Annotated in this window: 28 protein-coding genes and 16 pseudogenes; 24 read left to right on the top strand and 20 right to left on the bottom strand. The window is 48.9% G+C overall.

Annotation, left to right across the window (positions count from 1 at the left end):
- Nucleotides 1-187: 187 nt before the first annotated feature.
- Entirely contained in the window at nt 188-343 is a 156-nt protein-coding gene (locus ACD630_RS16060; protein WP_430359639.1) for a hypothetical protein, read from the bottom strand.
- Between the two features lie 152 nt (nt 344-495).
- Between ACD630_RS16060 and ACD630_RS16055 the strand changes: the two are divergent.
- Together ACD630_RS16055 and ACD630_RS16050 are read left to right on the top strand one after the other, a co-directional pair.
- Nucleotides 496-798 (top strand): annotated as a pseudogene (locus ACD630_RS16055) (transposase); the annotation flags it as partial.
- A gap of 156 nt (nt 799-954) precedes the next feature.
- Nucleotides 955-1,059, top strand: a complete 105-nt coding sequence (locus tag ACD630_RS16050; protein ID WP_430359638.1) for a hypothetical protein — start codon at nt 955-957, stop codon at nt 1,057-1,059.
- 9 nt (nt 1,060-1,068) lie between these two features.
- Here the strand turns inward: ACD630_RS16050 and ACD630_RS16045 are convergent, their stop codons facing one another.
- Nucleotides 1,069-1,224 (bottom strand): transposase, encoded by a 156-nt coding sequence (locus tag ACD630_RS16045; RefSeq protein WP_430359637.1) that lies wholly within the window; start codon nt 1,222-1,224, stop codon nt 1,069-1,071.
- Nucleotides 1,225-1,335: 111 nt separating this feature from the next.
- On the opposite strand from ACD630_RS16045, the gene ACD630_RS16040 reads away from it, so the two are divergent.
- The 7 genes and pseudogenes from ACD630_RS16040 (at nt 1,336) to rlmA (ending at nt 6,419) form a co-directional block, all read left to right on the top strand.
- Entirely contained in the window at nt 1,336-2,586 is a 1,251-nt protein-coding gene (locus ACD630_RS16040; protein WP_430359636.1) for an IS256 family transposase, read from the top strand.
- 18 nt (nt 2,587-2,604) lie between these two features.
- Nucleotides 2,605-2,859 (top strand): annotated as a pseudogene (locus ACD630_RS16035) (transposase); the annotation flags it as partial.
- A gap of 411 nt (nt 2,860-3,270) precedes the next feature.
- Nucleotides 3,271-3,366 (top strand): DUF2627 domain-containing protein, encoded by a 96-nt coding sequence (locus ACD630_RS16030; RefSeq protein WP_430359635.1) that lies wholly within the window; start codon nt 3,271-3,273, stop codon nt 3,364-3,366.
- Between the two features lie 62 nt (nt 3,367-3,428).
- Nucleotides 3,429-3,638, top strand: a complete 210-nt coding sequence (gene cspE, locus ACD630_RS16025; protein ID WP_196907015.1) for a transcription antiterminator/RNA stability regulator CspE — start codon at nt 3,429-3,431, stop codon at nt 3,636-3,638.
- Between the two features lie 582 nt (nt 3,639-4,220).
- A complete protein-coding gene (locus tag ACD630_RS16020) occupies nt 4,221-4,643 on the top strand; it encodes a reverse transcriptase domain-containing protein (protein WP_430359634.1) in 423 nt (140 codons plus the stop codon).
- Complete coding sequence (locus ACD630_RS16015) at nt 4,621-5,370, top strand: reverse transcriptase domain-containing protein (protein WP_430360093.1); 750 nt, start codon at nt 4,621-4,623, stop codon at nt 5,368-5,370. Before ACD630_RS16020 ends, ACD630_RS16015 begins: the two co-directional genes overlap by 23 nt.
- Before the next feature lie 239 nt (nt 5,371-5,609).
- Nucleotides 5,610-6,419 (top strand): 23S rRNA (guanine(745)-N(1))-methyltransferase, encoded by an 810-nt coding sequence (gene rlmA, locus ACD630_RS16010; RefSeq protein WP_430360092.1) that lies wholly within the window; start codon nt 5,610-5,612, stop codon nt 6,417-6,419.
- A gap of 14 nt (nt 6,420-6,433) precedes the next feature.
- Here rlmA and ACD630_RS16005 read toward each other — a convergent pair.
- Both ACD630_RS16005 and ACD630_RS16000 read right to left on the bottom strand, forming a co-directional pair.
- A pseudogene (locus tag ACD630_RS16005) lies at nt 6,434-6,685 on the bottom strand (transposase); the annotation flags it as partial.
- Between the two features lie 45 nt (nt 6,686-6,730).
- Nucleotides 6,731-7,068, bottom strand: a pseudogene (locus ACD630_RS16000) (transposase); the annotation flags it as partial.
- A gap of 41 nt (nt 7,069-7,109) precedes the next feature.
- Between ACD630_RS16000 and ACD630_RS15995 the strand changes: the two are divergent.
- The 5 genes and pseudogenes from ACD630_RS15995 to ACD630_RS15975 form a co-directional block, all read left to right on the top strand.
- On the top strand, nt 7,110-7,304 hold the full coding sequence (locus ACD630_RS15995; RefSeq protein ID WP_430359633.1) for a hypothetical protein: 195 nt from the start codon (nt 7,110-7,112) through the stop codon (nt 7,302-7,304).
- Complete coding sequence (locus tag ACD630_RS15990; protein WP_430359632.1) at nt 7,291-7,890, top strand: hypothetical protein; 600 nt, start codon at nt 7,291-7,293, stop codon at nt 7,888-7,890. Before ACD630_RS15995 ends, ACD630_RS15990 begins: the two co-directional genes overlap by 14 nt.
- A 152-nt stretch (nt 7,891-8,042) precedes the next feature.
- A complete protein-coding gene (locus tag ACD630_RS15985) occupies nt 8,043-8,261 on the top strand; it encodes a hypothetical protein (protein ID WP_430359631.1) in 219 nt (72 codons plus the stop codon).
- A pseudogene (locus tag ACD630_RS15980) lies at nt 8,212-9,132 on the top strand (IS256 family transposase); the annotation flags it as partial. The gene ACD630_RS15985 and the pseudogene ACD630_RS15980, both read left to right, overlap by 50 nt.
- A gap of 148 nt (nt 9,133-9,280) precedes the next feature.
- Nucleotides 9,281-9,640 (top strand): annotated as a pseudogene (locus ACD630_RS15975) (transposase); the annotation flags it as partial.
- 302 nt (nt 9,641-9,942) lie between these two features.
- Here ACD630_RS15975 and ACD630_RS15970 read toward each other — a convergent pair.
- Nucleotides 9,943-10,155 (bottom strand): annotated as a pseudogene (locus ACD630_RS15970) (helix-turn-helix domain-containing protein); the annotation flags it as partial.
- Between the two features lie 134 nt (nt 10,156-10,289).
- On the opposite strand from ACD630_RS15970, the gene ACD630_RS15965 reads away from it, so the two are divergent.
- Nucleotides 10,290-11,213 carry a hypothetical protein gene (locus tag ACD630_RS15965; RefSeq protein WP_430359630.1) on the top strand — a complete coding sequence of 308 codons (924 nt, stop codon included), beginning with the start codon at nt 10,290-10,292 and terminating at the stop codon, nt 11,211-11,213.
- 238 nt (nt 11,214-11,451) lie between these two features.
- On the opposite strand, the pseudogene ACD630_RS15960 reads toward ACD630_RS15965, so the two are convergent.
- Nucleotides 11,452-11,730 (bottom strand): annotated as a pseudogene (locus ACD630_RS15960) (IS5/IS1182 family transposase); the annotation flags it as partial.
- A gap of 40 nt (nt 11,731-11,770) precedes the next feature.
- Here ACD630_RS15960 and ACD630_RS15955 point away from each other — a divergent pair.
- Both ACD630_RS15955 and ACD630_RS15950 read left to right on the top strand, forming a co-directional pair.
- Complete coding sequence (locus ACD630_RS15955; RefSeq protein WP_430359629.1) at nt 11,771-12,499, top strand: hypothetical protein; 729 nt, start codon at nt 11,771-11,773, stop codon at nt 12,497-12,499.
- Nucleotides 12,500-12,720: 221 nt separating this feature from the next.
- Entirely contained in the window at nt 12,721-13,182 is a 462-nt protein-coding gene (locus ACD630_RS15950) for a hypothetical protein (RefSeq protein ID WP_430359628.1), read from the top strand.
- A 16-nt stretch (nt 13,183-13,198) separates the two neighbouring features.
- Here ACD630_RS15950 and ACD630_RS15945 read toward each other — a convergent pair.
- Nucleotides 13,199-13,390: pseudogene (locus tag ACD630_RS15945) on the bottom strand (transposase); the annotation flags it as partial.
- On the opposite strand from ACD630_RS15945, the gene ACD630_RS15940 reads away from it, so the two are divergent.
- Entirely contained in the window at nt 13,379-14,419 is a 1,041-nt protein-coding gene (locus ACD630_RS15940) for an IS481 family transposase (protein ID WP_430360091.1), read from the top strand. The pseudogene ACD630_RS15945 and the gene ACD630_RS15940 sit on opposite strands and share 12 nt — an antisense overlap.
- Nucleotides 14,420-14,598: 179 nt before the next feature.
- Here the strand turns inward: ACD630_RS15940 and ACD630_RS15935 are convergent, their stop codons facing one another.
- Nucleotides 14,599-14,760, bottom strand: a complete 162-nt coding sequence (locus ACD630_RS15935; protein WP_430359627.1) for a protease FtsH-inhibitory lysogeny factor CIII — start codon at nt 14,758-14,760, stop codon at nt 14,599-14,601.
- A gap of 15 nt (nt 14,761-14,775) precedes the next feature.
- Complete coding sequence (locus ACD630_RS15930; RefSeq protein WP_430359626.1) at nt 14,776-14,985, bottom strand: hypothetical protein; 210 nt, start codon at nt 14,983-14,985, stop codon at nt 14,776-14,778.
- A 23-nt stretch (nt 14,986-15,008) separates the two neighbouring features.
- On the opposite strand from ACD630_RS15930, the pseudogene ACD630_RS15925 reads away from it, so the two are divergent.
- From ACD630_RS15925 to lysC, 3 genes and pseudogenes are all read left to right on the top strand, one after another.
- Nucleotides 15,009-15,931: pseudogene (locus ACD630_RS15925) on the top strand (IS5 family transposase).
- 135 nt (nt 15,932-16,066) lie between these two features.
- On the top strand, nt 16,067-16,423 hold the full coding sequence (locus tag ACD630_RS15920) for a hypothetical protein (protein ID WP_430360142.1): 357 nt from the start codon (nt 16,067-16,069) through the stop codon (nt 16,421-16,423).
- Complete coding sequence (lysC, locus tag ACD630_RS15915) at nt 16,323-16,586, top strand: Rz1-like lysis system protein LysC (RefSeq protein WP_430360090.1); 264 nt, start codon at nt 16,323-16,325, stop codon at nt 16,584-16,586. The genes ACD630_RS15920 and lysC overlap by 101 nt, the downstream gene beginning before the upstream one ends.
- A gap of 55 nt (nt 16,587-16,641) precedes the next feature.
- Here lysC and ACD630_RS15910 read toward each other — a convergent pair.
- From ACD630_RS15910 to ACD630_RS15890, 5 genes and pseudogenes are all read right to left on the bottom strand, one after another.
- Nucleotides 16,642-17,565: pseudogene (locus tag ACD630_RS15910) on the bottom strand (IS5 family transposase).
- Between the two features lie 56 nt (nt 17,566-17,621).
- Nucleotides 17,622-17,762 (bottom strand): annotated as a pseudogene (locus ACD630_RS15905) (ORF6N domain-containing protein); the annotation flags it as partial.
- Between the two features lie 280 nt (nt 17,763-18,042).
- Nucleotides 18,043-18,398 (bottom strand): annotated as a pseudogene (locus tag ACD630_RS15900) (Rha family transcriptional regulator); the annotation flags it as partial.
- Between the two features lie 68 nt (nt 18,399-18,466).
- On the bottom strand, nt 18,467-18,925 hold the full coding sequence (locus ACD630_RS15895; RefSeq protein WP_430359625.1) for a hypothetical protein: 459 nt from the start codon (nt 18,923-18,925) through the stop codon (nt 18,467-18,469).
- Entirely contained in the window at nt 18,926-19,219 is a 294-nt protein-coding gene (locus tag ACD630_RS15890; RefSeq protein WP_430359624.1) for a BRO-N domain-containing protein, read from the bottom strand.
- A gap of 341 nt (nt 19,220-19,560) precedes the next feature.
- Here ACD630_RS15890 and ACD630_RS15885 point away from each other — a divergent pair, with 341 nt between their 5' ends.
- Complete coding sequence (locus ACD630_RS15885; protein WP_430359623.1) at nt 19,561-19,944, top strand: coiled-coil domain-containing protein; 384 nt, start codon at nt 19,561-19,563, stop codon at nt 19,942-19,944.
- Nucleotides 19,945-20,096: 152 nt separating this feature from the next.
- Here ACD630_RS15885 and ACD630_RS15880 read toward each other — a convergent pair whose 3' ends face one another.
- The 5 genes and pseudogenes from ACD630_RS15880 to ACD630_RS15860 all read right to left on the bottom strand — a co-directional run.
- A complete protein-coding gene (locus ACD630_RS15880) occupies nt 20,097-21,137 on the bottom strand; it encodes an IS481 family transposase (protein ID WP_430359622.1) in 1,041 nt (346 codons plus the stop codon).
- A 166-nt stretch (nt 21,138-21,303) separates the two neighbouring features.
- Nucleotides 21,304-21,540: a hypothetical protein gene (locus ACD630_RS15875; RefSeq protein ID WP_430359621.1), complete on the bottom strand. Its 237-nt coding sequence runs from the start codon at nt 21,538-21,540 to the stop codon at nt 21,304-21,306.
- A complete protein-coding gene (locus tag ACD630_RS15870) occupies nt 21,537-21,806 on the bottom strand; it encodes a VRR-NUC domain-containing protein (protein WP_291972955.1) in 270 nt (89 codons plus the stop codon). Before ACD630_RS15870 ends, ACD630_RS15875 begins: the two co-directional genes overlap by 4 nt.
- Nucleotides 21,790-22,019, bottom strand: a pseudogene (locus ACD630_RS15865) (ANR family transcriptional regulator). Before ACD630_RS15865 ends, ACD630_RS15870 begins: the two are co-directional and overlap by 17 nt.
- Before the next feature lie 5 nt (nt 22,020-22,024).
- Nucleotides 22,025-22,620 (bottom strand): annotated as a pseudogene (locus tag ACD630_RS15860) (DNA polymerase I); the annotation flags it as partial.
- A 45-nt stretch (nt 22,621-22,665) separates the two neighbouring features.
- On the opposite strand from ACD630_RS15860, the gene ACD630_RS15855 reads away from it, so the two are divergent.
- Both ACD630_RS15855 and ACD630_RS15850 read left to right on the top strand, forming a co-directional pair.
- Nucleotides 22,666-23,133: an IS630 transposase-related protein gene (locus ACD630_RS15855; RefSeq protein WP_430359620.1), complete on the top strand. Its 468-nt coding sequence runs from the start codon at nt 22,666-22,668 to the stop codon at nt 23,131-23,133.
- Complete coding sequence (locus ACD630_RS15850) at nt 23,046-23,486, top strand: IS630 family transposase (protein ID WP_430360089.1); 441 nt, start codon at nt 23,046-23,048, stop codon at nt 23,484-23,486. The genes ACD630_RS15855 and ACD630_RS15850 overlap by 88 nt, the downstream gene beginning before the upstream one ends.
- A 22-nt stretch (nt 23,487-23,508) precedes the next feature.
- On the opposite strand, the pseudogene ACD630_RS15845 reads toward ACD630_RS15850, so the two are convergent.
- Nucleotides 23,509-24,105: pseudogene (locus tag ACD630_RS15845) on the bottom strand (DNA polymerase I); the annotation flags it as partial.
- Between the last annotated feature and the right edge of the window lie 2 nt (nt 24,106-24,107).

Raw genomic sequence — 24,107 nt, 5'->3', positions numbered from 1 at the left:
GACCCAACTCCCGCCGTGAGAAATAAGGATTATGTCATGAGGAAAAATTTTCTTTTCTTGATAATAACGATGATGGTTTCTGGATGTGCTGTCGAAAATTTTGATCCGAATAAACATAGTATCAATCGATCTTCCGAGGTAATGCCTCGCCAATACGAAAAGCCAACCAAATCGCAACGGGAGGCCATCATGTCAGGAGAACGGCCTGATTGGGGTAGCGGATATGAGGGCTCCTCGCATTATAGCCAAGCGACATTATTTTGATAACAATTAGCTGTATTTTTTGCCACATATCAGGGCATTGGCTGTAATCATTTTTAAGTCGGTTGGCTATAAATTTCATTTTTTTATCGCGTGATCCGATACGAAAAACCCGAAAGCAGTGCCAATTTTGGTGTTTCTGTCTTCGGGCTACTTTCCCCTGCACGAATCCTAGGCTGTCTCCCTTAATTGCTTGAGCTATAGTATCCATCTGTTTCTACGACACTTTTGATTATGACTCGCTACGATCTTTCTGATGAAGCATGGGCAATCATTGAGCCCTTGTTACCAACCGTTTTGACATCTCCACGGGCCGACCGGTCGTGGGCAGAACATCGAAAAATCTTCAACAGCATGTTCTGGATACTGTGTTCAGGCGCACCATGGCGTGATTTACCTGAACGTTACGGCCCATGGAAAACCGTTTATAACCGTTTCAATAGATGGTCAAAGTCTGGAATCATTAACATTATTTTCAATAAGTTACTTTCATTTCTTGATGCTAATGGACTTGTTGACTGGTCAGCCACTGGAGTTATAGCTAAAAGACTTAATTTTGATTACATTATTTAAATGAGCTATTTAATTAATTTTAGACGTAAAGTGATATAGCCAAGCGACTTAAAAATGATTACAGCCAATGCCCTGATATGTGGCAAAAAATACAGCTAATTGTTATCAAAATAATGTCGCTTGGCTATATCTACACGGGAAAAAGAAGGGTTGAGTATCCGAGAAACAGCGAAGCAATTTCGGATTGGCCCTGCCTCTGTATCGCGTTGGATTAATCAAATATAGCCAAGCGACTTAATTTTGATTACACCATATGGACTGAGAACAAAATCTCTGTATCGCAACCACTCTCTCTTTTTTTGCTTGTGCCCATTTATGCTCAATGGGGTTAAGATCTGGCGAATATGTAGGCAAATACTCCAGCATATACCCCTGCAGAGTTATGCTCATTTCTGGTGTACGGGGTTTCAGGGAGGGTGGCGTATCCTGCTGATTGATTTCGTGGATGATTTCAACAGATGATTTCAACAGATGATTTCAACAACAGAGAGATGATACCCCATGAAAAAGTCTACCCTACAGGTCTCCGCAGAACCAGATATTGCCGGTGATCCCTTGCATGAACTCATTCGTAATGGTACCAGGCAGCTGATAGCTGCCGCCGTTGACGTTGAGCTCGAAGCCATGCTGCAACAACATGCTGAACGCTGCCTTGACGACGGGCGTCATGCTGTCGTTCGTAACGGCTATTTGCCACCGCGAACCATACAGACGGGTATTGGGGATGTTGAAATTAAAGTGCCCAAGGTCAGGGATCACAGCGGCAACGGAATATGCTTCAACAGCGCGTTGTTGCCGCCTTATCTGAAACGTGCAAAAAGCGTCGAAGAGTTGCTACCATGGCTGTACCTGCGAGGCATATCCACCGGTGATTTTCACGAAGCCCTGAGGGCGCTTCTCGGTGAAAAAGCGAATGCCCTCTCTGCCAGTACCATCAGCAGACTGAAACAGCAATGGCTTGAAGAGCACAGGCAATGGTGCCTGCGTGATTTAAGCGATACGCGCTACGTTTATTTCTGGGCCGATGGCATATACAGCCATGTCAGGCAAGATGATCGCCTTTACCTGCTGGTCATTATCGGCGTCACTGAGCATGGACGTAAGGAGCTGGTTGCGGTCGAAGATGGTTATCGAGAGTCAGAAGCAAACTGGGCCGAACTTCTTAATGGCCTGCGAGCACGTGGCCTAACCGTATCTCCCAAGCTGGCTACGGAAGACGGTGCCCTTGGTTTTTGGAATGCAATGGCAAAGATATTCCCGGACACGCAGCACCAACGCTGTTGGGTGCACAAAACCGCTAATGTGTTGGCTTCACTCCCCAAAGCCATGCAACCGAAAGTTAAGGCTGAGCTGCGGGAGGTTTGGCTAGCAGAGAGCCGCGATGCCGCTAATGAAGCCTTTGATGTTTTGTTGGCAAGGTTTTCAGCGAAGTATCCTGCAGCGATGAAGAAGCTGGAGAAAGCTCGAGAAGAACTGCTGGCATTCTACGACTTCCCGTCAGAGCACTGGGCGTCAATAAGAACGACAAATCCGATTGAATCGGCTTTTGCGACTGTGAGGCTACGAAGCAGAGGCGCGAAGAACGGTGGTTCGAGAGAAACAACCCTGTCAATGGTATTTAAGCTGCTCCAGTCTGCTCAGAAAAGCTGGAACCGACTAAGAGGATTTGACCTGCTGACCCTAGTTGTAAGCAACGTCCAATTTAAGGATGGAGAACAGATTCACGAAGCATCAGAGCGGAACGTAGCCTGATCGCCATACATCAGATTTGCTAATAACTCCGAGTTGAAAAAAAGAGGAATAAAAACGGTTATTCCCCGAAAATCAAATGAAAAACTGGCTTCAGATGGACGCTCGCAACTTGATCGTGATGCTTATCGCCGTCACAAGGTTGTGGAAAGGTGTTTTGGGCGTTTAAAGGAATATCGACGGATCGCCACACGTTATGAAAAAATGGCAAGAAACTATCTAGCAATGGTGAAACTGGGCTGCATCCGCTTGTTTTACCGCCGCTTATGCAATTAAGGGACACAGCCTAGTTGGGGTAATGGTTCAAGGGTATTAATGAATCTTGGCGGGAGTAACCTGTGTCATAGGATGCATTTTCCTCCCGGTAGCATAATAATAAGAAATCACTCCTTTTATTTTCTTATCGTAAATAAGTTCTAAATTTATAACATTTTGCTATGGTAAACGCGCATTAACGGTAGCAAGGATTCCTAACGAGTTACATTTTACGTGTTAATAAATAAAACAACGGATATTCAGTTGGTTATGCACAACCTATTTGTGATGCCAATGGCGTGTTTTGTGCTACTGTTTCAGGGGGTGAAGCCTTATTTTGTGCGGCACCTCTGCGACTGAATAAAAATGGCTTGCCATCGTTTTTAGAGTGTGTAATAACGAATCTGGGTGAAACGAGGTACAGTTCTGTATATGAGCGGCATTTTCAGTAAGGAAGTTAATGATACAACCGTTAGCGTTGAGCACTACTTCTCTGCCGATCCTTATCTTGGTGCCTCAAAGCAGTAACGACTTTGGTTTGTCTGTATAACGCCTTTGGGCGGTTTAAACAATTAAAGGAAATGTGTAAAATGGCAAAGATTAAAGGTCAGGTTAAGTGGTTCAATGAGTCCAAAGGTTTTGGTTTCATTACGCCTGCTGACGGCAGCAAAGACGTGTTTGTTCACTTCTCTGCAATCCAAGGTACCGGTTTTAAAACGCTGGCTGAAGGCCAGAGCGTAGAGTTCGAAATTCAAGACGGCCAGAAAGGTCCTTCTGCTGTTAACGTAACCGCGCTGTAATTACCGTTTCCGGTGCAAAACCCGCCATGGTGCGGGTTTTTTGTGTGTGCCGGGCATGCCCGACAGCTTGCGGGTGAAAGTCCCCTGTACAGCCTGATGGTGGCGAAGGACTAGCGAAGTGCAAGGGCGTCATCGCGAGGTGGGGTCTGAAGGACGCGTGGAGCAAAGCCATGACCTGACGAACAGAAACCTGATACAAGGCTCATCCGATCGGCAGAGCGAGCATATGATCGCGAAGGCCATAACCATCAAGGGTCGAGTGAGTAAATCAGGCAGGTGTGTGGTGAAGGCGGTCGGGCTTACCCCGGGAGGTCTGCATAGCGTCCTGCATTCAGGACTGAGCTCATCGTGAGGTGCGCTGATCGCTATGCAGAAGTCAGCAGAGGGCGTAGGGGAAACCTGAAGGCCCGAACAGTGATGAGTGGCGAGTATCGCCGGAGGTTCTGAACGGTCATGCAGCAGAAAACGCAATGCGACCCCGATGAGAGCAGAAGGGGTGAAGCCCCGACTCCTGCCCCATCAGGGGCTGAAACCGTCCAGACACAACCGGAGCGGGAAAGCCCGTCGTCCGGGGATAGTCTCATGGAGGTTATCCTCAACCAAGAAAATCTGAAGCAGGCGCTGAAAAGAGTAAAAGCCAACAAAGGCGCGCCGGGTGTGGACGGAATAAGCGTGAGCGAACTCCCCGACCATCTGAAACGCCAGTGGCCGGAACTGCGGAGTAACCTGCTGGCTGGCAGATACAAACCTCAGCCCGTCCGCAGGGTGGACATACCGAAACCCGGGGGAGGAACCCGACAACTGGGAATCCCGACGGTAATGGACAGGTTCATCCAGCAGGCAGTGATGCAGGTGCTGCAAAGCCAGTGGGATCCGACCTTCAGTGAAAGCAGCTATGGGTTCCGCGTTGGCAGGTCAGCGCATCATGCGGTGAAGCGAGCAAAGAAATACGTGGAAGAAGGCCACCACTGGGTGGTTAGACATCGACCTCGAAAAATTCTTTGACCGGGTAAACCACGATGTACTGATGAGCCGGGTGGCAAAGCGGATAACGGATAAGCGGGTGTTAAAGCTTATCCGGGCCTTCCTGAATGCTGTAATCATGCAGGCAGGGCTGGTCAGCCCACAGATGGAAGGCACACCGCAGGGTGGTCCGTTGTCGCCCCTGTTGTCGAATGTGTTGCTGGATGAACTGGATCGCGAGCTTGAAAAGCGCGGCCTGAAGCACGTCCACTACGCAGACGACAGCAATATCTACGTCAGAAGCGAAAGAGCCGGTAAACGTGTGAAGGAAAGCATCACCCACTGGCTGGAGAAGAGACTGAAACTGAAGGTTAATGAGCGGAAAAGCGCGGTGTCGCCACCATGCGAACGTAAGTTTCTGGGTTACAGCATCAGCTCCGGCAAAGGGAGAGCGTGGATCCTCATTGCCCCGGAGTCGATAAGACGGGCTAAATCCCGCCTGAGAGAGATAACCGGGCGCAGCAAAGGCCGCAGTCTGGAACAGGTTATCGGCAAACTCAGGGTATATCTGACGGGATGGCGGAACTACTACAGTCTGAACGAGTTACCGTCACTGACGCGCAACCTGCTGGGGTGGGTAAGAAGGAGGTTGCGCAGTCTGCTGTGGAAACAGTGGAAGAAAGGGCGGAGTCGTTATAGCGAGCTTAGGGTGAGAGGGGTCGGTAAGGACCTTGCAGCCCAGACAGTGGGCAGTTGTCACAAGCAATGACGGATCAGTCTGTCACCAGCGCTGTGCATAGCCCTACCAAATAGACTGTTCAGAGAAATGGGCCTGCCGGATATATAAGGTGGGCGACGATTAACATAACTGAACCGGCGTATACGGATCCGTATGTACGGTGGTGTGGGAGGAAGCTGATCGTGAGATCGGCTCTCGTCCCTATTGTCTGCCTTTCCCATTGCCGCCTATCTGCACGTGTTTTTATCGCTCTGTAGGAAAATATGTCCATGTTTTATCAATGCCCGCTCTGTCATCAACCGTTACAGGCTAACGATCGCCAATGGTCATGCGGCACGCATCATTTCGATCGCGCCAGAGAAGGCTACGTCAATCTTCTTCCTGTACAATTTAAGCGCTCCAAAATGCCCGGTGACAACGCAGAGATGATGCGTGCCCGCCGTCTTTTTCTGGATGCAGGTCATTATCAGCCGTTACAGGCTGCACTACTGCAACATATACATCGCTCGCTCGCACCGCAGGCGCAGGCACTGCTGGATATTGGCTGTGGTGAAGGGTATTACACCGGGGCATTGGCGGAGGCATTACCGGCAGTTCAGATTTTCGGCCTGGATATCTCTAAGGCCGCTATTCAACGGGCTGCAAAACGCTATACGGCGGTTGAATTTTGTGTTGCCTCAAGCCGACGTTTACCGTTCGGGGATGCGACGCTGGATGGAATACTGAAAATTTATGCCCCTTGTGATGGGGAAGAGTTGGCGAGAACCGTAAAACCGCAAGGGGGGGTGATCACCGTTTCTCCCGGTCCGCGTCATTTGTATCAGCTTAAGGCCCAACTCTATGACGCTGTCATGCTGCACCCGATAAAAGCAGAGGTGCTACCGGGTCTTACGTTGCAAGCAGAGCACACGCTAGCGTATAAAATGTCCTTAGGCGGTGATGAGGCAGCGGCATTGTTGCAAATGACGCCCTTTGCCTGGCGCGCGTCGCAAGCGGTTAAACAGCAACTGTTGGATACCGAGCGCTTTGCATGTGAGACGGATTTCATTATCCGCTTTCATCAGAGAGATGTTGAGTAGTATAGCCAAGCGACTTAATTTTGATTACACCATATGGACTGAGAACAAAATCTCTGTATCGCAACCACTCTCTCTTTTTTTGCTTGTGCCCATTTATGCTCAATTGGGTTAAGATCTGGCGAATATGTAGGCAAATACTTCAGTATATACCCTGTATCGATGATGACTTGTTGAATATTATGTTTTTTGTGAAAAGTTGCATTGTCCATCACGATTACACTGTTTTTAGGGAGTACTGGGATAAGGACTTGTGTGACCCAGGAATAGAAAACATCGCGAGCCTGTTTAAGATTTTGTGTAAATGCCTTTCCTCAGAAGTGACCGTCAAGGCGGTCACCGAACTCAATAATAAAGCGACTCATTGCAATACGCCAGTCAAGGGCATCGTCCATTTCTGTGATGCCGCCTGGATTGCCAGCCATACGACCTTCTTCACCGAGTCATCAGTCGGGAACACCTTGCGTTTCTTGATTGCATGCCGGAGCACGCTGTTCAGTGATTCTATAGCGTTCGTCGTGTAGATTACCTTGCGAAGTTCCTGGGGGTACGAGAAGAATGTCGACAGGTTGGCCCAGTTTGACTGCCAGCTCCGGCTTATCTGCGGATAGCGGTGATCCCACGTCCCACCGAACGTCTCCAGCGCCTGAAGCCATAGGTATCTACACATCTTTTGCAATATCTGCTATTACGTTGCTGCATGATCTCAACTTATCCATCGGCGGGATTGATGTCCGCCTTAACCGGCGTTATCAGCGTCTGGTTAAGCAACACATGACTCCCCCAGCACCATTGGCGTCAGCCGTTAAAGACCTTGCCTGCGCGCAGAAAACAACATTCGCCACTACTCAGGCCGTTTGGCGTTTTTTTAATAATGAACGTAATTAGCTTCAGTCAGCTCAATGAACCGATTATTTCGCTGGCTCTCCGGCAGGTTGCACTTAGCCCGCATCCATACGCTCCCGTCGTCCACGACTGGTCTCATTTACAGTTTCGTACCCACAATGGGAAAGAAGAACGTTTGAAAATGACGCATGGTGGCGACGTCGGTTATGAACTACAAACCAGCCTACTGCTTGATGCTGCAAATGGTTTACCAATAGCGCCCCTGTCTCAAACTCTAACCGATAGGGAGGGTTGTCGTTCAACGCTAACCGAGGGCTTGTCTGAGAGTCTGACTCATATGGATGCTTTGACGGCTGATATCGCCCGCGTTGAGTCTCTTGATACCGGGAAGAAGTTAGTTCATCTCATTGACCGTGAAGGTGACTCTATCGGGCATATGCGCACATTAAGCTCCCAGGGAATATGTTGGCTTATCCGGGGAAAGGAAGGGCATCGGGCCGAGTGGGGCGGTGACACCCGTAAAATTGGTGAAATTGCAGACGATCTGCCATTTATCGCAAACGGACAGGTTGGCTGGAAAGGGAAAAAAGCCAATATGGAGATCGGGGAAACATCCGTGATCATATAGGCAACCGACTTAAAAATGATTACAGCCAATGCCCTGATATGTGGCAAAAAATACAGCTAAACTTTGTTATCAAAATAATGTCGCTTGGCTATATCAGCACAAGTTGAAGTGTTGTTATAGCTAAACGACTTAATTTTGATTGCATTATTTAAATGAGCTATTCAATTGATTTTAGAGGTAAAGTGATATCTACACGGGAAGAAGAAGGGTTGAGTATCCGAGAAGAGTTATGCTCATTTCTGGTGTACGGGGTTTCGGGGAGGGGGCGTATCCTGCTGATTGATTTCGTGGATGATTTCAACAACAGAGAGATGATACCCCATGAAAAAGTCTACCCTACAGGTCTCCGCAGAACCAAATATTGCCGGTGATCCCTTGCATGAACTCATTCGTAATGGTGCCAGGCAACTGATATCTGCCGCCGTTGAGGTTAAGCTCGAAGCCATGCTGCAACAACATGCTGAACGCCGCCTTGACGACGGGCATCATGCTGTCGTTCGTAACGGCTATTTGCCACCGCGAACCATACAGACGGGTATTGGGGATGTTGAAATTAAAGTGCCTAAGGTCAGGGATCTCAGCGGCAACGGAATATGCTTCAACAGCGCGTTGTTGCCGCCTTATCTGAAACGTGCAAAAAGCGTCGAAGAGTTGCTACCATGGCTGTACCTGCGAGGCATATCCACCGGTGATTTTCACGAAGCCCTGAGGGCGCTTCTCGGTGAAAAAGCGAATGCCCTCTCTGCCAGTACCATCAGCAGACTGAAACAGCAATGGCTTGAAGAGCACAGGCAATGGTGCCTGCGTGATTTAAGCGATACGCGCTACGTTTATTTCTGGGCCGATGGTATATACAGGCATGTCAGGCAAGATGATCGCCTTTGCCTGCTGGTCATTATCGGCGTCACTGAGCATGGACGTAAGGAGCTGGTTGCGGTCGAAGATGGTTATCGAGAGTCAGAAGCAAACTGGGCCGAACTTCTTAATGGCCTGCGAGCACGTGGCCTAACCGTATCTCCCAAGCTGGCTACGGGAGACGGTGCCCTTGGTTTTTGGAATGCAATGGCAAAGATATTCCCGGACACGCAGCACCAACGCTGTTGGGTGCACAAAACCGCTAATGTGTTGGCTTCACACCCCAAAGCCATGCAACCGAAAGTTAAGGCTGAGCTGCGGGAGGTTTGGCTAGCAGAGAGCCGTGATGCCGCTATAGCTAAACAACTTAATTTTGATTACATTATTTAAATGAGCTATTTATTGGCCAGATCTTAACCCCATTGAGCATAAATGGGCACAAGCAAAAAGCAAAAAAAGAGAGTGGTTGCGATACAGAGATTTTGTTCTCAGTCCATATGGTGTAATCAAAATTAAGTCGCTTGGCTATAATGAAGCCTTTGATGTTTTGTTGGCAAGGTTTTCAGCGAAGTATCCTGCAGCGATGAAGAAGCTGGAGAAAGCTCGAGAAGAACTGCTGGCATTCTACGACTTCCCGTCAGAGCACTGGGCGTCAATAAGAACGACAAATCCGATTGAATCGGCTTTTGCGACTGTGAGGCTACGAAGCAGAGGCGCGAAGAACGGTGGTTCGAGAGAAACAACCCTGTCAATGGTATTTAAGCTGCTCCAGTCAGCTCAGAAAAGCTGGAACCGACTAAGAGGATTTGACCTGCTGACCTTGGTTGTAAGCAACGTCCAATTTAAGGATGGAGAACAGATTCACGAAGCATCAGAGCGGAACGGGCTTTGTTGAATAAACATATTTTATGCTGCACCCCCGGTGAAACGACAGATCCTCGCAACGCAAAATCATGCAGTTAGGCCTCATAAGAAAACTGTAAACCTGAGGTGACAAGAATTTTCTACCAAAACTGACTTGAAAAATAGCATGACTCACTATTATTCAACAAAGCCAGCGGAACGTAGACTGATCGCCATACACCAGATTTGCTAATAACTCTGTTGTGTTAGAAAATCCATTGTAGAGCAAATTCGCTAATTTTACATTGGTTTCAATGCCATTGAACGTCAACTGCTTATATATACCCAATAAACATCAAGATGCAGGTTTGGAGTGTTGGCGTAATCGTTGATATGTTGGTTTACCGTCGTTTCGTGCAGACGCAGAGCTTGCGCAATCATCGCAGAGGTCCAGCCTTCGGAGGCCAGCAGGACGGCTTTGATGCGATCACAAACACGCTTATCACGACTGGTGTCATGAAGGTGTTCGAGTTCGGCTTTTTGCTTGTCGGTAATAAATATCTTCATAGTGGGTGGGCATGATCTTCTTACCGCGTAAAATCAAGCATCTTCAATGATCACGGGTATATATGGCCTAGCCGTTATTTTGCTTCAGATTATAACCAGTGAATGTATCACTAGGAAAAAATGAAAGGACTCTTATGAAGAAACTTTGGGTATTAATGGTTACCACAACGTTGAATGTTTTTTTACCTACTAATGCCCAAGGCACTCTGTCAACAACACCGCCACGGATGGATGGTATCGACAAGTTTTATGCATCAAGCGGTCGAACTGGGATTATTCCGGCAAACAGACTGGTTGTTTATTATGGTAATTTTAACTCTCGTAGGATGGGAATCCTAGGTGAATATCCTGCCCCTGAACTGTGGAAAAAATTAACCGCTGAAGCGCAGGAATGGGAAAAGGCAGACCCATCAAAGCCTGTCATTCTAGGATTAGAGTATATTGCTACCGTAGCAAGCAACCAGCCTGGGCGAGATGGGTTCTATCGTAACCGTATGAGTAACATGCAAATAGATAGAGCTCTGTCTGTGGTGAGGATGACACTAGGTGCAGTTCTGATTCTGGACGTTCAGCCTGGGTTGAGCGATTTACACCGTGAGATATCCCGCCTTGAGCCTTTTCTTACTCAACCGGATGTGCATCTAGGCATAGACCCTGAATTTATCATGATGGGAAAAGCCATTCCGGGGGCCCGAATTGGAACCATTAACGACAAGGACATCAACAGAGTCGTTGATTATCTTTCAACATTGGTTGTGAAAAATAATCTGCCACCGAAAGTGTTAGTGGTTCACCGTTTTACTAAAAAGATGGTGACGGGGTTTGATAAAGTAAAATCAGATCCTAACGTGCAGGTAATATTGAACATGGATGGGTGGGGAGCGCCTGAAACCAAAATGGCAACCTATGAAAAAGTCGTCTCTGCTGAACACGGCGTGTTGTATCCTGGCATCAAGATTTTCTACAAGAACGATATTAGAAAACCGCCACACAGACTGTTATCCAAGGCTGAAGTACTGAGTTTGCAGCCTCAGCCGATATATATTCAATATCAGTAGTGAGATGTGCTTGATGAATGCTGATAGTGTATTTCATCTGTACTAGCTCAGACCTGATCTGACAGTTACCGATTATTTATACAGGTGTCTGTCAGATTACATCTGGTTCAGATTCTTTTCTGCCCAGATCCGTTTTCCATCGAGTAAAGTGGCCATCGGCGTACGCCCGCAGCACATTTTTCCGGCTTTGTTGAATAAATCAGAACTTGTAACGACTGCGCCCCATACGGGTCGATTGTTACGTGATGCGAATACTGTTCGGCATTCCTAATAGCGTGATCAGGTTAAGCGCTTTGACCATGACCATGGCTTCACCCACCTGAGCATCGTAGTCTCTCAGACTTAGATGACCACCCAGAAGCCTTTTGAACCGGAACATGGCCGTTTCAGGCACTGAGCGCAGGTGATAGCCCACTTTCTTTTTCCAGATATCGTTACTACCGCTAATGCACTGATTTGCAACAGCGTGGTTACGCTCGTGGTAGCGATCTTGCCAATATTGCGCCCCCCTTCGTGGCATAGGTATCTACACATCTTTTGCAATATCTGCTATTACGTTGCTGCATGATCTCAACTTATCCATCGGCGGGATTGAGGCCCGCCTTAACCGGCGTTATCAGCGTCTGGTTAAGCAACACATGATTCCCCCAGCACCATTGGCGTCAGCCGTTAAAGACCTTGCCTGCGCGCAGAAAACAACATTCGCCACTACTCAGGCCGTTTGGCGTTTTTTTAATAATGAACGTATTAGCTTCACTCAGCTCAATGAACCGATTATTTCGCTGGCTCTCCGGCAGGTTGCACTTAGCCCGCATCCATACGCTCTCGTCGTTCACGACTGGTCTCATTTACAGTTTCGTACCCACAATGGGAAAGAAGAACGTTTGAAAATGACGCATGGTGGCGACGTCGGTTATGAACTACAAACCCGCCTACTGGTTGATGCTGCAAATGGTTTACCAATAGCGCCCCTGTCTCAAACTCTAACCGATAGGGCGGGTTGTCGTTCAACGCTAACCGAGGGCTTGTCTGAGAGTCTGACTCATATGGATGCTTTGACGGCTGATATCGCCCGCGTTGAGTTTCTTGATACCGGGAAGAAGTTAGTTCATCTCATTGACCGTGAAGGTAACTCTATCGGGCATATGCGCACATTAAGCTCCCAGGGAATATGTTGGCTTATCCGGGGAAAGGAAGGGCATCGGGCCGAGTGGGGCGGTGACACCCGTAAAATTGGTGAAATTGCAGACGATCTGCCATTTATCGCAAACGGACAGGTTGGCTAGAAAGGGAAAAAAGCCAATATGGAGATCGGGGAAACATCCGTGATCATAACGCGAACAGCAAAACCGAAGCGGAAAGACAAGAACACAGGACGGCGAGTGTAAAGTTCAGCCAAGCGTAGCTCTGACACTCAGATTATAGCCAAGCGACATTATTTTGATAACAATTAGCTGTATTTTTTTGCCACATATCAGGGCATTGGCTGTAATTATTTTTAAGTCGGTTGGCTATAGTTGTGGTTCGCCTTACCGATACTCACGGTAAATTTATCGGACGCTGGACGCTGCTCACAAACGTTAGCAACGAGATCACCAGCGCGGAAGTCGCTCGCTGGTATTACTGGCGCTGGGGTATTGAATCCTTTTTTAAGCTGCTGAAAGGTGCCGGTCATGATGTAGAAAAATGCCTTCAGCGCAGTGCTGGTGCCCTGCTACGCAGGTTATTGATAGCTAGCATGGCATGTGTGCTGGTATGGCGGCTGCAACGCGCTGAAAGAGACGACAATGCGGCAGCCCGTCAGTTAATTTGCCGATTATCCGGACGACAACAAAAACGAGGGCGTAAAGAAAGCGCCCCAGCGCTGCTTGCCGGACTATCCATCCTGCTAAATACCTTGACGTTATTAGCAGACTATACCCCGGAAGAACTTGCTCACTTAGCTATGGTGGTTTTTAACCCTTTATGATGTGTAGATACCTATGCCTTCGTGGCGGGATAAGCGGCCTTATTTTCTTCCTCAGCAGAGCATCATAGCAGTAAACTGTATCGTAAGCGCCGTCAGCCGATGCCTCTCTGATTTTCCGGTGGGTCTGGTTTATCAGCGCCGGTAGAGCTTGGGCATCAGTCGTACCACTGAGCGACAAATCCGCACAGATAATCTCATACTTCATACTAACAATCCCATTATCAAACACAAAGCCGGCCTGCTCAATCTCGCCGAAGAACTCGGTAACGTATCAAAAGCCTGCAAGAGCATGGGCGTGTCACGCGATACATTTTACCGTTATCAGGAACTGGCTGCTGAAGGCGCCATTGATGCGCTGGTTAACCAGAACCGCCGGGTTCCGAACCTGAAGAACCGCGCCGACGAAGCCACTGAACGCGCGGTTGTTGATTATGCTATTGAGTTCCCGCCCCATGGGCAGCACCGGACCAGTAATGAGCTGCGTAAAAAAGGCGTATTTATCTCCGGCAGCGGCGTGCGCTCCATCTGGCAACGACACGACCTGGAGAACTTCCGTAAACGCCTGAAGGCGCTTGAGGAAAAGGTCGCCAGAGACGGCATTGTCCTTACCGACGCTCAAATCGCAGCCCTGGAGAAGAAGGCGCACGATGATGAGGCCTGCGGTGAAATCGAGACGGCACATCCCGGGTATCTGGGCTCGCAGGACACCTTCTACGTGGGCAAGCTGAAGGGTGTGGGCCGTATCTACCAGCAGACGTTCGTGGATACGTACTCGAAAGTGGCGCACTGCAAGCTGTATACGAATAAAACACCGCTCACCGCCGCCGACCTGCTCAATGATCGCGTACTCCCGTTCTACGAGGCTCAGGGACTGCCGGTGCTGAGAATACTGACCGACAGGGGTACGGAGTACTGTGGTAAAGTGGAGCAGCATGATTATCAGCTTTATCTGGCTATCAACGATATCGAGCATACGAAAACGAAGGCGATGTCTCCGCAGACGAACGGTATCTGCGAGCGCTTCCATAAAACCATTTTGCAGGATTTTTATCAGGTTACGTTCCGCAAGAAGTTATATGGAGACCTGGAAAGCCTGCAGGTAGATCTGGACAACTGGTTGTGGCATTACAATACTGAGCGAACTCATCAGGGAAAAATGTGCTGCGGGCGTACGCCGATGGTCACTTTACTCGATGGAAAACGGATCTGGGCAGAAAAGGATCTGAACCAGATGTAATCTGACAGACACCTGTATAAATAATCGGTAACTGTCAGATCAGGTCTGAGCTAGTACACATAATTGACCTCTGCTAAAATTAAGCCACTGCGCCGTTCGTCATGACAGCGGGCAGGCGGGGGAATGACCAATCGAAGAAATGCGGTGGTGAAGGTGATTTCAGGCTGTAACAGCCTTGATTAAGGTGCTGGGGCAGGTCGTAGAGGCTTGCCTTGCTGTTCGAGGATATCGATAAGCTTTCGGTATCCGTTTCGCAGCCATTTAACCCATTTATCCAGGTGGGTTTCTTCCGGGTGATAGCTCCCCATGAGGGCAGCATGACCCGCGAATGCATAATTCATGGGGTGCTCCTGTTTTTATATTGCTATTTGGGTGTCGTATGTCGCGTAACTCATGCTTTTCCAACTCTGACTGTTATCTTTGGATAACATGCGCCAGTAGTGAGAAAGCCGCATTGATAAATAACCGGTTCGTCGTATGCGTCTTGCATGAATAAGTCCTTCACGGTATAAGTGACTTTCTTGAATAAATAGAACTTTTTGGTAATCATCGGAGCAGATCAACACAGTTGTTTCAAAATCAGGTCTCCATGGCAAAACAAAATTTTAAAATCACCAACTGGCCCTCTTATAACAAGGCCCTCAAGCAGCGCGCTTCTCTAACCGTATGGCTAGATGAATCAGCCATTGCTGCATGGACGGAAAAAAACACTACTGAACGGCGTGGACGACCGCTCCACTACTCAGATATGACCATCACCACAGTCCTGATGATGAAACGCGTGTTTGGCCTTTCATTGAGGGCTTTACAGGGCTTTGGTGACTCGATTTTTAAACTGATTAAATTGTCGCTCCATTGTCCAGACTATTCGCTGCTCAGCAAGCGAGCAAAGACAGTGAACATCAGCATAAAAACGCCAACCCGTGGTGAAATCTCACATCTGGTCATTGATGGAACCAGCCTGAAGGTCTTTGGCGAAGGCGAATGGAAAGTCCGGCAGCATGGTGCCGACAGACGCAGGGTATGGCGTAAGCTGCACCTGGCAGTAGACAGTGTGACGCATGAGATTATCTGTGCGGATTTGTCGCTCAGTGGTACGACTGATGCCCAAGCTCTACCGGCGCTGATAAACCAGACCCACCGGAAAATCAGAGAGGCATCGGCTGACGGCGCTTAGGATACAGTTTACTGCTATGATGCTCTGCTGAGGAAGAAAATAAGGCCGCTTATCCCGCCACGAAGGGGGGCGCAATATTGGCAAGATCGCTACCACGAGCGTAACCACGCTGTCGCAAATCAGCGCATTAGTGGTAGTAACCTATCTGGAAAAAGAAAGTGGGCTATCACCGGCGCTCAGTGGCTGAAACGGCCATGTTCCGGTTCAAAAGGCTTCTGGGTGGTCATCTAAGTCTGAGAGACTACGATGGTCAGGTGGGTGAAGCCATGGCCATGGTCAAAGCGCTTAACCTGATCACGCTATTAGGAATGCCGAACAGTATTCGCATCACGTAACAATCGACCCGTATGGGGCGCAGTCGTTACAAGTTCTGATTTATTCAACAAAGCCGGTGTTGGCAAGAAACTTCCCGGGCTTATTGAGCGTCGGGATCGGGATCGGGAGCGTGAGCTATGTCTATCAGGGCTACAGTGATCGCCGTTCTCGTTGCTCTGCTGGATCTGCTGTTATTCGGTGTCTACTACTACCACGACGCATACAGTGATAAAGCGAAAGACCTCGAAGCAGCAGAGCGGCAACAAAAGCAGGCCGAAACCATCGCTGGAAATGTGATCCAGTCGATGCGCATCTTCAACGCCATCACACAGGCCAATCACGATGAAAAACAGCAGATACAGCAGCGGTCGGAAAATACCGTGCTTTACATCCGTGAAAAATTATCGACTGATGAGTGTGCTAGTCGGCCTGTTCCTGATGATGTCGTTAACAAGCTGCGAGAGCACGCGGACAGAATACGTAATGGCACCCGTCGTGCCGATCTCCGCTGAACTACTTCAAGATTGCCCAGCGCCTGAAATCGCTCATCAAATGACATACGGCCAGAGCGTAGCGCTGAATGAAGAACTGCTGACCGTTATTGAGAAGTGTAACGCCGACAAGCGAAGCATTCGGGAAATCGAAGGATCCCGGAAGAATTTACCTGCCAGGTAGGGCTTTGTTGAATAAATCAGAACTTGTAACGACTGCGCCCCATACGGGTCGATTGTTACGTGATGCGAATACTGTTCGGCATTCCTAATAGCGTGATCAGGTTAAGCGCTTTGACCATGGCCATGGCTTCACCCACCTGACCATCGTAGTCTCTCAGACTTAGATGACCACCCAGAAGCCTTTTGAACCGGAACATGGCCGTTTCAGCCACTGAGCGCCGGTGATAGCCCACTTTCTTTTTCCAGATAGCGTTACTACCACTAATGCGCTGATTTGCAACAGCGTGGTTACGCTCGTGGTAGCGATCTTGCCAATATTGCGCCCCCCTTCGTGGCGGGATAAGCGGCCTTATTTTCTTCCTCAGCAGAGCATCATAGCAGTAAACTGTATCCTAAGCGCCGTCAGCCGATGCCTCTCTGATTTTCCGGTGGGTCTGGTTTATCAGCGCCGGTAGAGCTTGGGCATCAGTCGTACCACTGAGCGACAAATCCGCACAGATAATCTCATGCGTCACACTGTCTACTGCCAGGTGCAGCTTACGCCATACCCTGCGTCTGTCGGCACCATGCTGCCGGACTTTCCATTCGCCTTCGCCAAAGACCTTCAGGCTGGTTCCATCAATGACCAGATGTGAGATTTCACCACGGGTTGGCGTTTTTATGCTGATGTTCACTGTCTTTGCTCGCTTGCTGAGCAGCGAATAGTCTGGACAATGGAGCGACAATTTAATCAGTTTAAAAATCGAGTCACCAAAGCCCTGTAAAGCCCTCAATGAAAGGCCAAACACGCGTTTCATCATCAGGACTGTGGTGATGGTCATATCTGAGTAGTGGAGCGGTCGTCCACGCCGTTCAGTAGTGTTTTTTTCCGTCCATGCAGCAATGGCTGATTCATCTAGCCATACGGTTAGAGAACCACGCTGCTTGAGGGCCTTGTTATAAGAGGGCCAGTTGGTGATTTTAAAATTTTGTTTTGCCATGGAGAGCTGATTTTGAAAAAACTGTGTTGATCTGCTCCGATGATTACCCAAAAGTTCTATTTATTCAACAAAGCCCCTTCGAGGGTGAAATAGTGCTTTCCTTGAGTAAAACGCTCTTTATTGCGGTTAAAATTCTGACGAATTCGCTCAGAATCCGTCCCGTACCCTTGAGCCAACAGCTCGGTCGTAATTACGCGCTGGCCCTGATATAGCCAACAGACTTAAAAATGATTACAGCCAATGCCCTGATATGTAGCAAAAAATACAGCTAATTGTTATCAAAATAATGTCGCTTGGCTATATCCTGATATGCGGCAAAAAAGCATAGCTGGCTGTTATCAAAATAATGTCGCTTGGCTATATTCGATAACGGGCAGTTGGGTATTCTGGATAGTGATGATTTTGGTCATGGCAATGTCTCCATAATTAAACAGATGGGGTTAAAAGGTATGGGGGAACTAACTTGCAAAATTTTGCCAGTTCGGCGGCGAGCATTAATGCTTCTGAGAAGGTTTGAGGTACCGGATTTTCGGTTGAGTATTTTCCAGTTCCTGCCAACGATCTACTAATCTGGCGGTAAATTCGGGGGAAAGTTGGGCGACAACAATGATGCTGTCACGCTTACCTTGTTCACCCTCAAAATGGTAAGCCTCCATAAAACGGTTGTGGCTATTCTATTGTTTATTCTCAACTTTCTCCATTGAGGGAAGTTGAATTACTCCCTTCTCCGCCAATCTTTCAATAGACTGTTTAAGTTTGTCGTGACGACTACCAACCAATTCCGTGATGTCGAGGCTGAACATAGAAATTTGAGTAATGGTTAAATTTTGCATGCTAAAGCACCTCACAAGTGAATGTGATTAATTCCGCCCCGGCACAATACCGGGGCGGAATTACTGGATTAGTGGCGCGTCAGAAAGTGTTTAACGTCGTCTTCGTGCCAGTGGTCAAGGCGATCGGCAATGCCCCGTTGCTGCTGGCGGTGGCAGCGCTCGAAAAGTTGCTTCATTTCAGTGAGTACGGTGTTCGCGTCTTCACGCTTGCGCAGAATGCGTTTGAGGGTTTGTTTTTCTGCTTCGTGAATGGTTTCGCGAAGGGTTTCGGTGACGTAGTAAATGCGCCGGCACTCTTCGGCCAGCAATGGGATATGCTGCGCTTCAAAAGGCATCGGCGATGGGGTGCCGGTCACATCGCGTAGGGCATGGTAAACGGCATTGGTCCATGCCTGTTCAAAACGGAAGCCGCGGGTAATGTACCAGACTAAACGCGCAAGGTTCCGGGTATCGGTGTTCGTAAAACGCTCGGGGGCTTCGGGCTGGTAGACGAGGTGGCCCACTTCGCGGTCGAGAATATTCAGCACCTATTTGCGAAACTCTTTGGCTACAGGAGTGTTGGCGAACATCGCTATCAAATGCGCACCGCGTAGGGAGAAGATGCGAATTTTGTTGCGAAAATTGTCGTAAGTGTTTGATTTTCTAAAGACCGTCAAATTGACGGTCTCGGTCATACACGGTGTAAACTCGTCTTTGTTACGGTCGTAAATTCGTGTTACGGAGTCTACTCGGGAATATTCAAGAGCCTTGGCCAGCTCGGCGGATGTGAACCAGATCTGACCGTTGTGGGAGAGGGTTTCAAGAACTGTATTGCGGAACATTAAGGTTGTCATAGTAATGATTTCCCGTTTAGATTTAGGAACATCACCACCTAGAGGTTTCGAATCTCATTTGGCGGTGAGCTGAACAGGGTTCGAAACTACCGGCTAAACAGGAGACCCGGCGAGCCTTGCGGCTCCCCCATCCAGCCCACCATTATTCAGATATGGCGGACCGACGCATAAAAAAACACGCTGTAGGCGTGTTATGCGCCTGTTTAGTTATCCGGGGTTTCGAATCCCGGCACCTGATTTTGCAGGTGCAGATTGACTATAGCGCATGGGATTTCCTTCCGTCAATACGATTGCTGAGTTACACTTGGCTTAACACAGGAGGATCCGCTATGGGCCAAGTTGCATTTGATACTCAAGAGTTCGTCGAAAAGCTGGAGAGCTCTGGTCTTAATAGAGAGCAGGCCAAGGCTATAACCCTTGTCGTGCGTCAATCCCATGAGGTCGCAGATCTTGCTACCAAACGCGACCTTGAGGACGTGCGCAAAGATTTAACTGTTCAGATAGCCGATGTCCGTAAAGATATGGACACTCGCTTCGAGAAGAACGAAGCTCAGATGCAGGCGCGCTTTGAACAACTGGACAAACGCCTAGATTTCGCTGAGAAACGATTTGACCGTCTTGAAATTAAATTTGACCGTCTGCAATGGTTCTTGCTGGCGGGTATTCTGAGTTTGTTGTTTAAAGACGTACTTCCGAAACTGTGGGGCGGTTAAAGATGTCTGGTAGTGATTTCTATCACTCGTTTCCATACCTCAAGTGCCATGGCGAAGCCAGCTGTCAGACCAAACCCTATCACCTAGGATAATGTGTACTAGCTCAGACCTGATATGACAGTTACCGATTATTTATACAGGTGTCTGTCAGATTACATCTGGTTCAGATTCTTTTCTGCCCAGATCCGTTTTCCATCGAGTAAAGTGGCCATCGGCGTACGCCCGCAGCACATTTTTCCCTGATGAGTTCGCTCAGTATTGTAATGCCACAACCAGTTGTCCAGATCTACCTGCAGGCTTTCCAGGTCTCCATATAACTTCTTGCCGAACGTAACCTGATAAAAATCCTGCAAAATGGTTTTATGGAAGCGCTCGCAGATGCCGTTCGTCTGCGGAGATATCACCTTCGTTTTCGTATGCTCGATATCGTTGATAGCCAGATAAAGCTGATAATCATGCTGCTCCACTTTACCACAGTACTCCGTACCCCTGTCGGTCAGTATTCTCAGCACCGGCAGTCCCTGAGCCTCGTAGAACGGGAGTACGCGATCATTGAGCAGGTCGGCGGCGGTGAGCGGTGTTTTATTCGTATACAGCTTGCAGTGCGCCACTTTCGAGTACGTATCCACGAACGTCTGCTGGTAGATACGGCCCACCCCCTTCAGATTGCCCACGTAGAAGGTGTCCTGCGAGCCCAGATACCCGGGATGTGCCGTCTCGATTTCACCGCAGGCCTCATCATCGTGCGCCTTCTTCTCCAGGGCTGCGATTTGAGCGTCGGTAAGGACAATGCCTTCTCTGGCGACCTTTTCCTCAAGCGCCTTCAGGCGTTTACGGAAGTTCTCCAGGTCGTGTCGTTGCCAGATGGAGCGCACGCCGCTGCCGGAGATAAACACGCCTTTTTTACGCAGCTCATTACTGGTCCGGTGCTGCCCATGGGGCGGGAACTCAATAGCATAATCAACAACCGCGCGTTCAGTGGCTTCGTCGGCGCGGTTCTTCAGGTTCGGAACCCGGCGGTTCTGGTTAACCAGCGCATCAATGCCGCCTTCAGCAACCAGTTCCTGATAACGGTAAAATGTATCGCGTGACACGCCCATGCTCTTGCAGGCTTTTGATACGTTACCGAGTTCTTCGGCGAGATTGAGCAGGCCGGCTTTGTGTTTGATAATGGGATTGTTAGTATGAAGCATGAGAGTTACCTCGCGTTTTGTTTAAGGATTAGACACCCATATCAAAACCGGTAACTCTCAACCTTTCAAGGTCCAGTGTCAGATCTAGTCGCGACTAATACAGATAATGTCAGCGTGGCTAATACGAGAGCGAGTGTTTTATTAATGTTGGCAATGAATTCTTTCATCAGTAACCTCCCTCCTGCGTCAGGCGGCTAACCTGTTTGCGCAGCCGCCTGTTGTCTTCCGCCATATACCCAATCACCGCCCTGAGCGTCTGCGTTTCCCAGTCCTCGTTAGGCTGTCTGCCCAGACTGACCAGATAGCGGGCATCGTCTATACTCTCGCCGCCGTTGGTGATGGCGACGACCTCGCCCATATTGGGGTGTCTGAAGGTCAGCACCCGTGCGTTATCCAGTTTCATTGAATACCCTCCATATTTTTGCTGTCCAGCACAACCACGGTAAAACCCAGCGCGCGCATCCGGTCGTGTTCCCGAAGTTGATCTGCCCGTGGCTTCTCGCCAGGAGCTTTGCATTCAACGAAAACGAGACGGCCACCAGGTAGCAGTACCAGCCGATCAGGAACAGAGCGGCGTCCGGGGGATACAAACTTGTAGGCAATACCGCCCGCTTTTTTCACTTCCGCTACAAGGTGCTTTTCGATGGTGGATTCACGGATGTAAGCCATCGGTAACCGCCTCTTTCAGTTTGTCCCGCCCGATCTGCATCATGCAAAAGTCAGAGCGGTTTTCGCTCCACTGCTGGTTAGCCCCGTTGTGTGATAAGCGGCTGGCTTTTGTCCATACCTTTGCAGCGCGGCGGTAATCGCCCTCGCGTTCAATTTGTGCAGCTTCACGCGCAGCACGGAAATAAAGCGGATTGTCATTTTTTTAAAAGACATAAGGGTTACTCCTTACGGTAGCGGTAGGCCTCGAACCCGCCAGCAGACAGTGGTAGGTCTAAAGCCCATGCGGGGTTAGTTGCGAGCAGGATGCTCAGGTGTTCGTGGGAGTAATCAGAATGGTCTGGCGCTTCCGTTAAAATTTCGTCATGCACCGTCAGTATGATGTCGTAACCGTTGTCCTCCACACCGGGCATATTCGCGGCCATCACATCACGGGCGGTAGCCTGGGTTACGTTCTCTGCCAGCTTGCCGCCGTAGGTTTGCAGGCGTTGCCATTTCCGGCTGTAGGTGTTGATGCCCATGTAGCTGATTAGCTGATCTTGCCGCTGTCGTCGATACGTGCGCAGGGATAACAGACCGCCCGGCCAGAGGGAAGCTGAATACGTAGCCAGCTTCCGTCGCGGCGAAGCTTTAATTTGCGGCAGGAAATGGTTATGCCGGGTGTGGCAATGGCGCGGCGGGTGGCCTGGTCGATCTCCTTCCAGAAGCTGAATGTTGCCGTGTGGGCTTCGCGCCAGAGGCGTTTAAAAGAGTCGCAAACAACATAAGCGCGTTTTGACAGTCCGTAGGTTCGCTTCTGTTTTACCGACCATTCATATGCACGGATATAGCTAAACGACTTAATTTTGATTGCATTATTTAAATGAGCTATTCAATTGATTTTAGACGTAAAGTGATATCTACACGGGAAGAAGAAGGGTTGAGTATCCGAGAAACAGCGAAGCAATTTCGGATTGGCCCTGCCTCTGTATCGCGTTGGATTAATCAAATAGCGTCAAAAGCATCGACCACACGTCAGCGAAAGAGCGATAAATCCGAGTTGATAAAAGATGTTGAACAATATCCAGATGCTTACCAAAAAGAACGTGCAGAGCGTTTTGGCGTTTGTCAGAATGCCATTTGGCAAGCTCTTAAAAAGCTGGGATTGACCTATAAAAAAACGCTACGCCATCCGAAAGCCGACGAAAGCGCCCGGCAAGCATTTCAACAAAAAATACAACAGTATGAAAAAAAGGTAAACCTATTGTTTTTATTGATGAAAGTGGTTTTCCACACGATAACCCACGAACTCACGGCTATTCCCCAAAAGGTCAACGGTGTTTTGGCCTGAAGAACGGGGGAGCCAAGGAAAGAACAAATGTTATCGGCGCTTTATTAGGCACAACGCTGTTTGCTATCGGATTATTTGATATCAATATTAACAGCGATGTTTTCTATTCCTGGGTCACACAAGTCCTTATCCCAGTACCCCCTAAAAACAGGGTAATCGTGATGGACAATGCAACTTTTCACAAAAAACATAATATTCAACAAGTCATCATCGATGCAGGGCATATGCTGAAGTATTTGCCTACATATTCGCCAGATCTTAACCCCATTGAGCATAAATGGGCACAAGCAAAAAGCAAAAAAAGAGAGAGTGGTTGCGATACAGAGATTTTGTTCTCAGTCCATATGGTGTAATCAAAATTAAGTCGCTTGGCTATAGCATTGGTCTGGGTAAATTTTGCGGCTGAAATAATCGCCCGGCCCATCGCCCGGTACGCGACGCGCCACAAAATTGCAGAGTTCCGCGCAGGCGTCCGTCACGGCTGACGCCTTTCATCAGGGTTTTGTATTTACTGGTGCTGGTGGAGCTGGCCTATAGGCGGATAGCGAGTAATTCACGAAGTTCAAACGGTAAATCAAGATCGTTAACCCGGCGCTGCAAGGTGCTGGCCTGCATATCGGGCAGTTCGATACCAAAGGCTTCTGCTATGTGTTTCAGCATGGCGTCACGCTGTGTTGCCGCTTGCACCGCGTTGTCCGTGAGCTCCCGCGTTTGTTTGGCCAGAACCTTCTGTTCCCTCTCAACCGCCGTCACCGCTGCTTCTGCAAGCTGCACGTCCATGAATACGCCGCGATCATTGATACGCTGATCCCGGTGCCAGAGCGCCAGTTCCTAGCCTGAGTAATTCTAGGCAGGTAGCTTTTTGTCGATCTCACGCATTGCATCGATATCCAGCCCGGCGTATTCAACGAATCGCTGCCACTCGACAGGATGTGTTTTGGCGGTAGCGCGGCGAATGGCACTGTTTTTTGGGC

Origin of the sequence: Symbiopectobacterium sp. RP (assembly GCF_050472005.1) — a bacterium.
GTDB lineage: Bacteria > Pseudomonadota > Gammaproteobacteria > Enterobacterales > Enterobacteriaceae > Symbiopectobacterium.
This window is presented reverse-complemented; position numbering and strand designations above follow the sequence as displayed.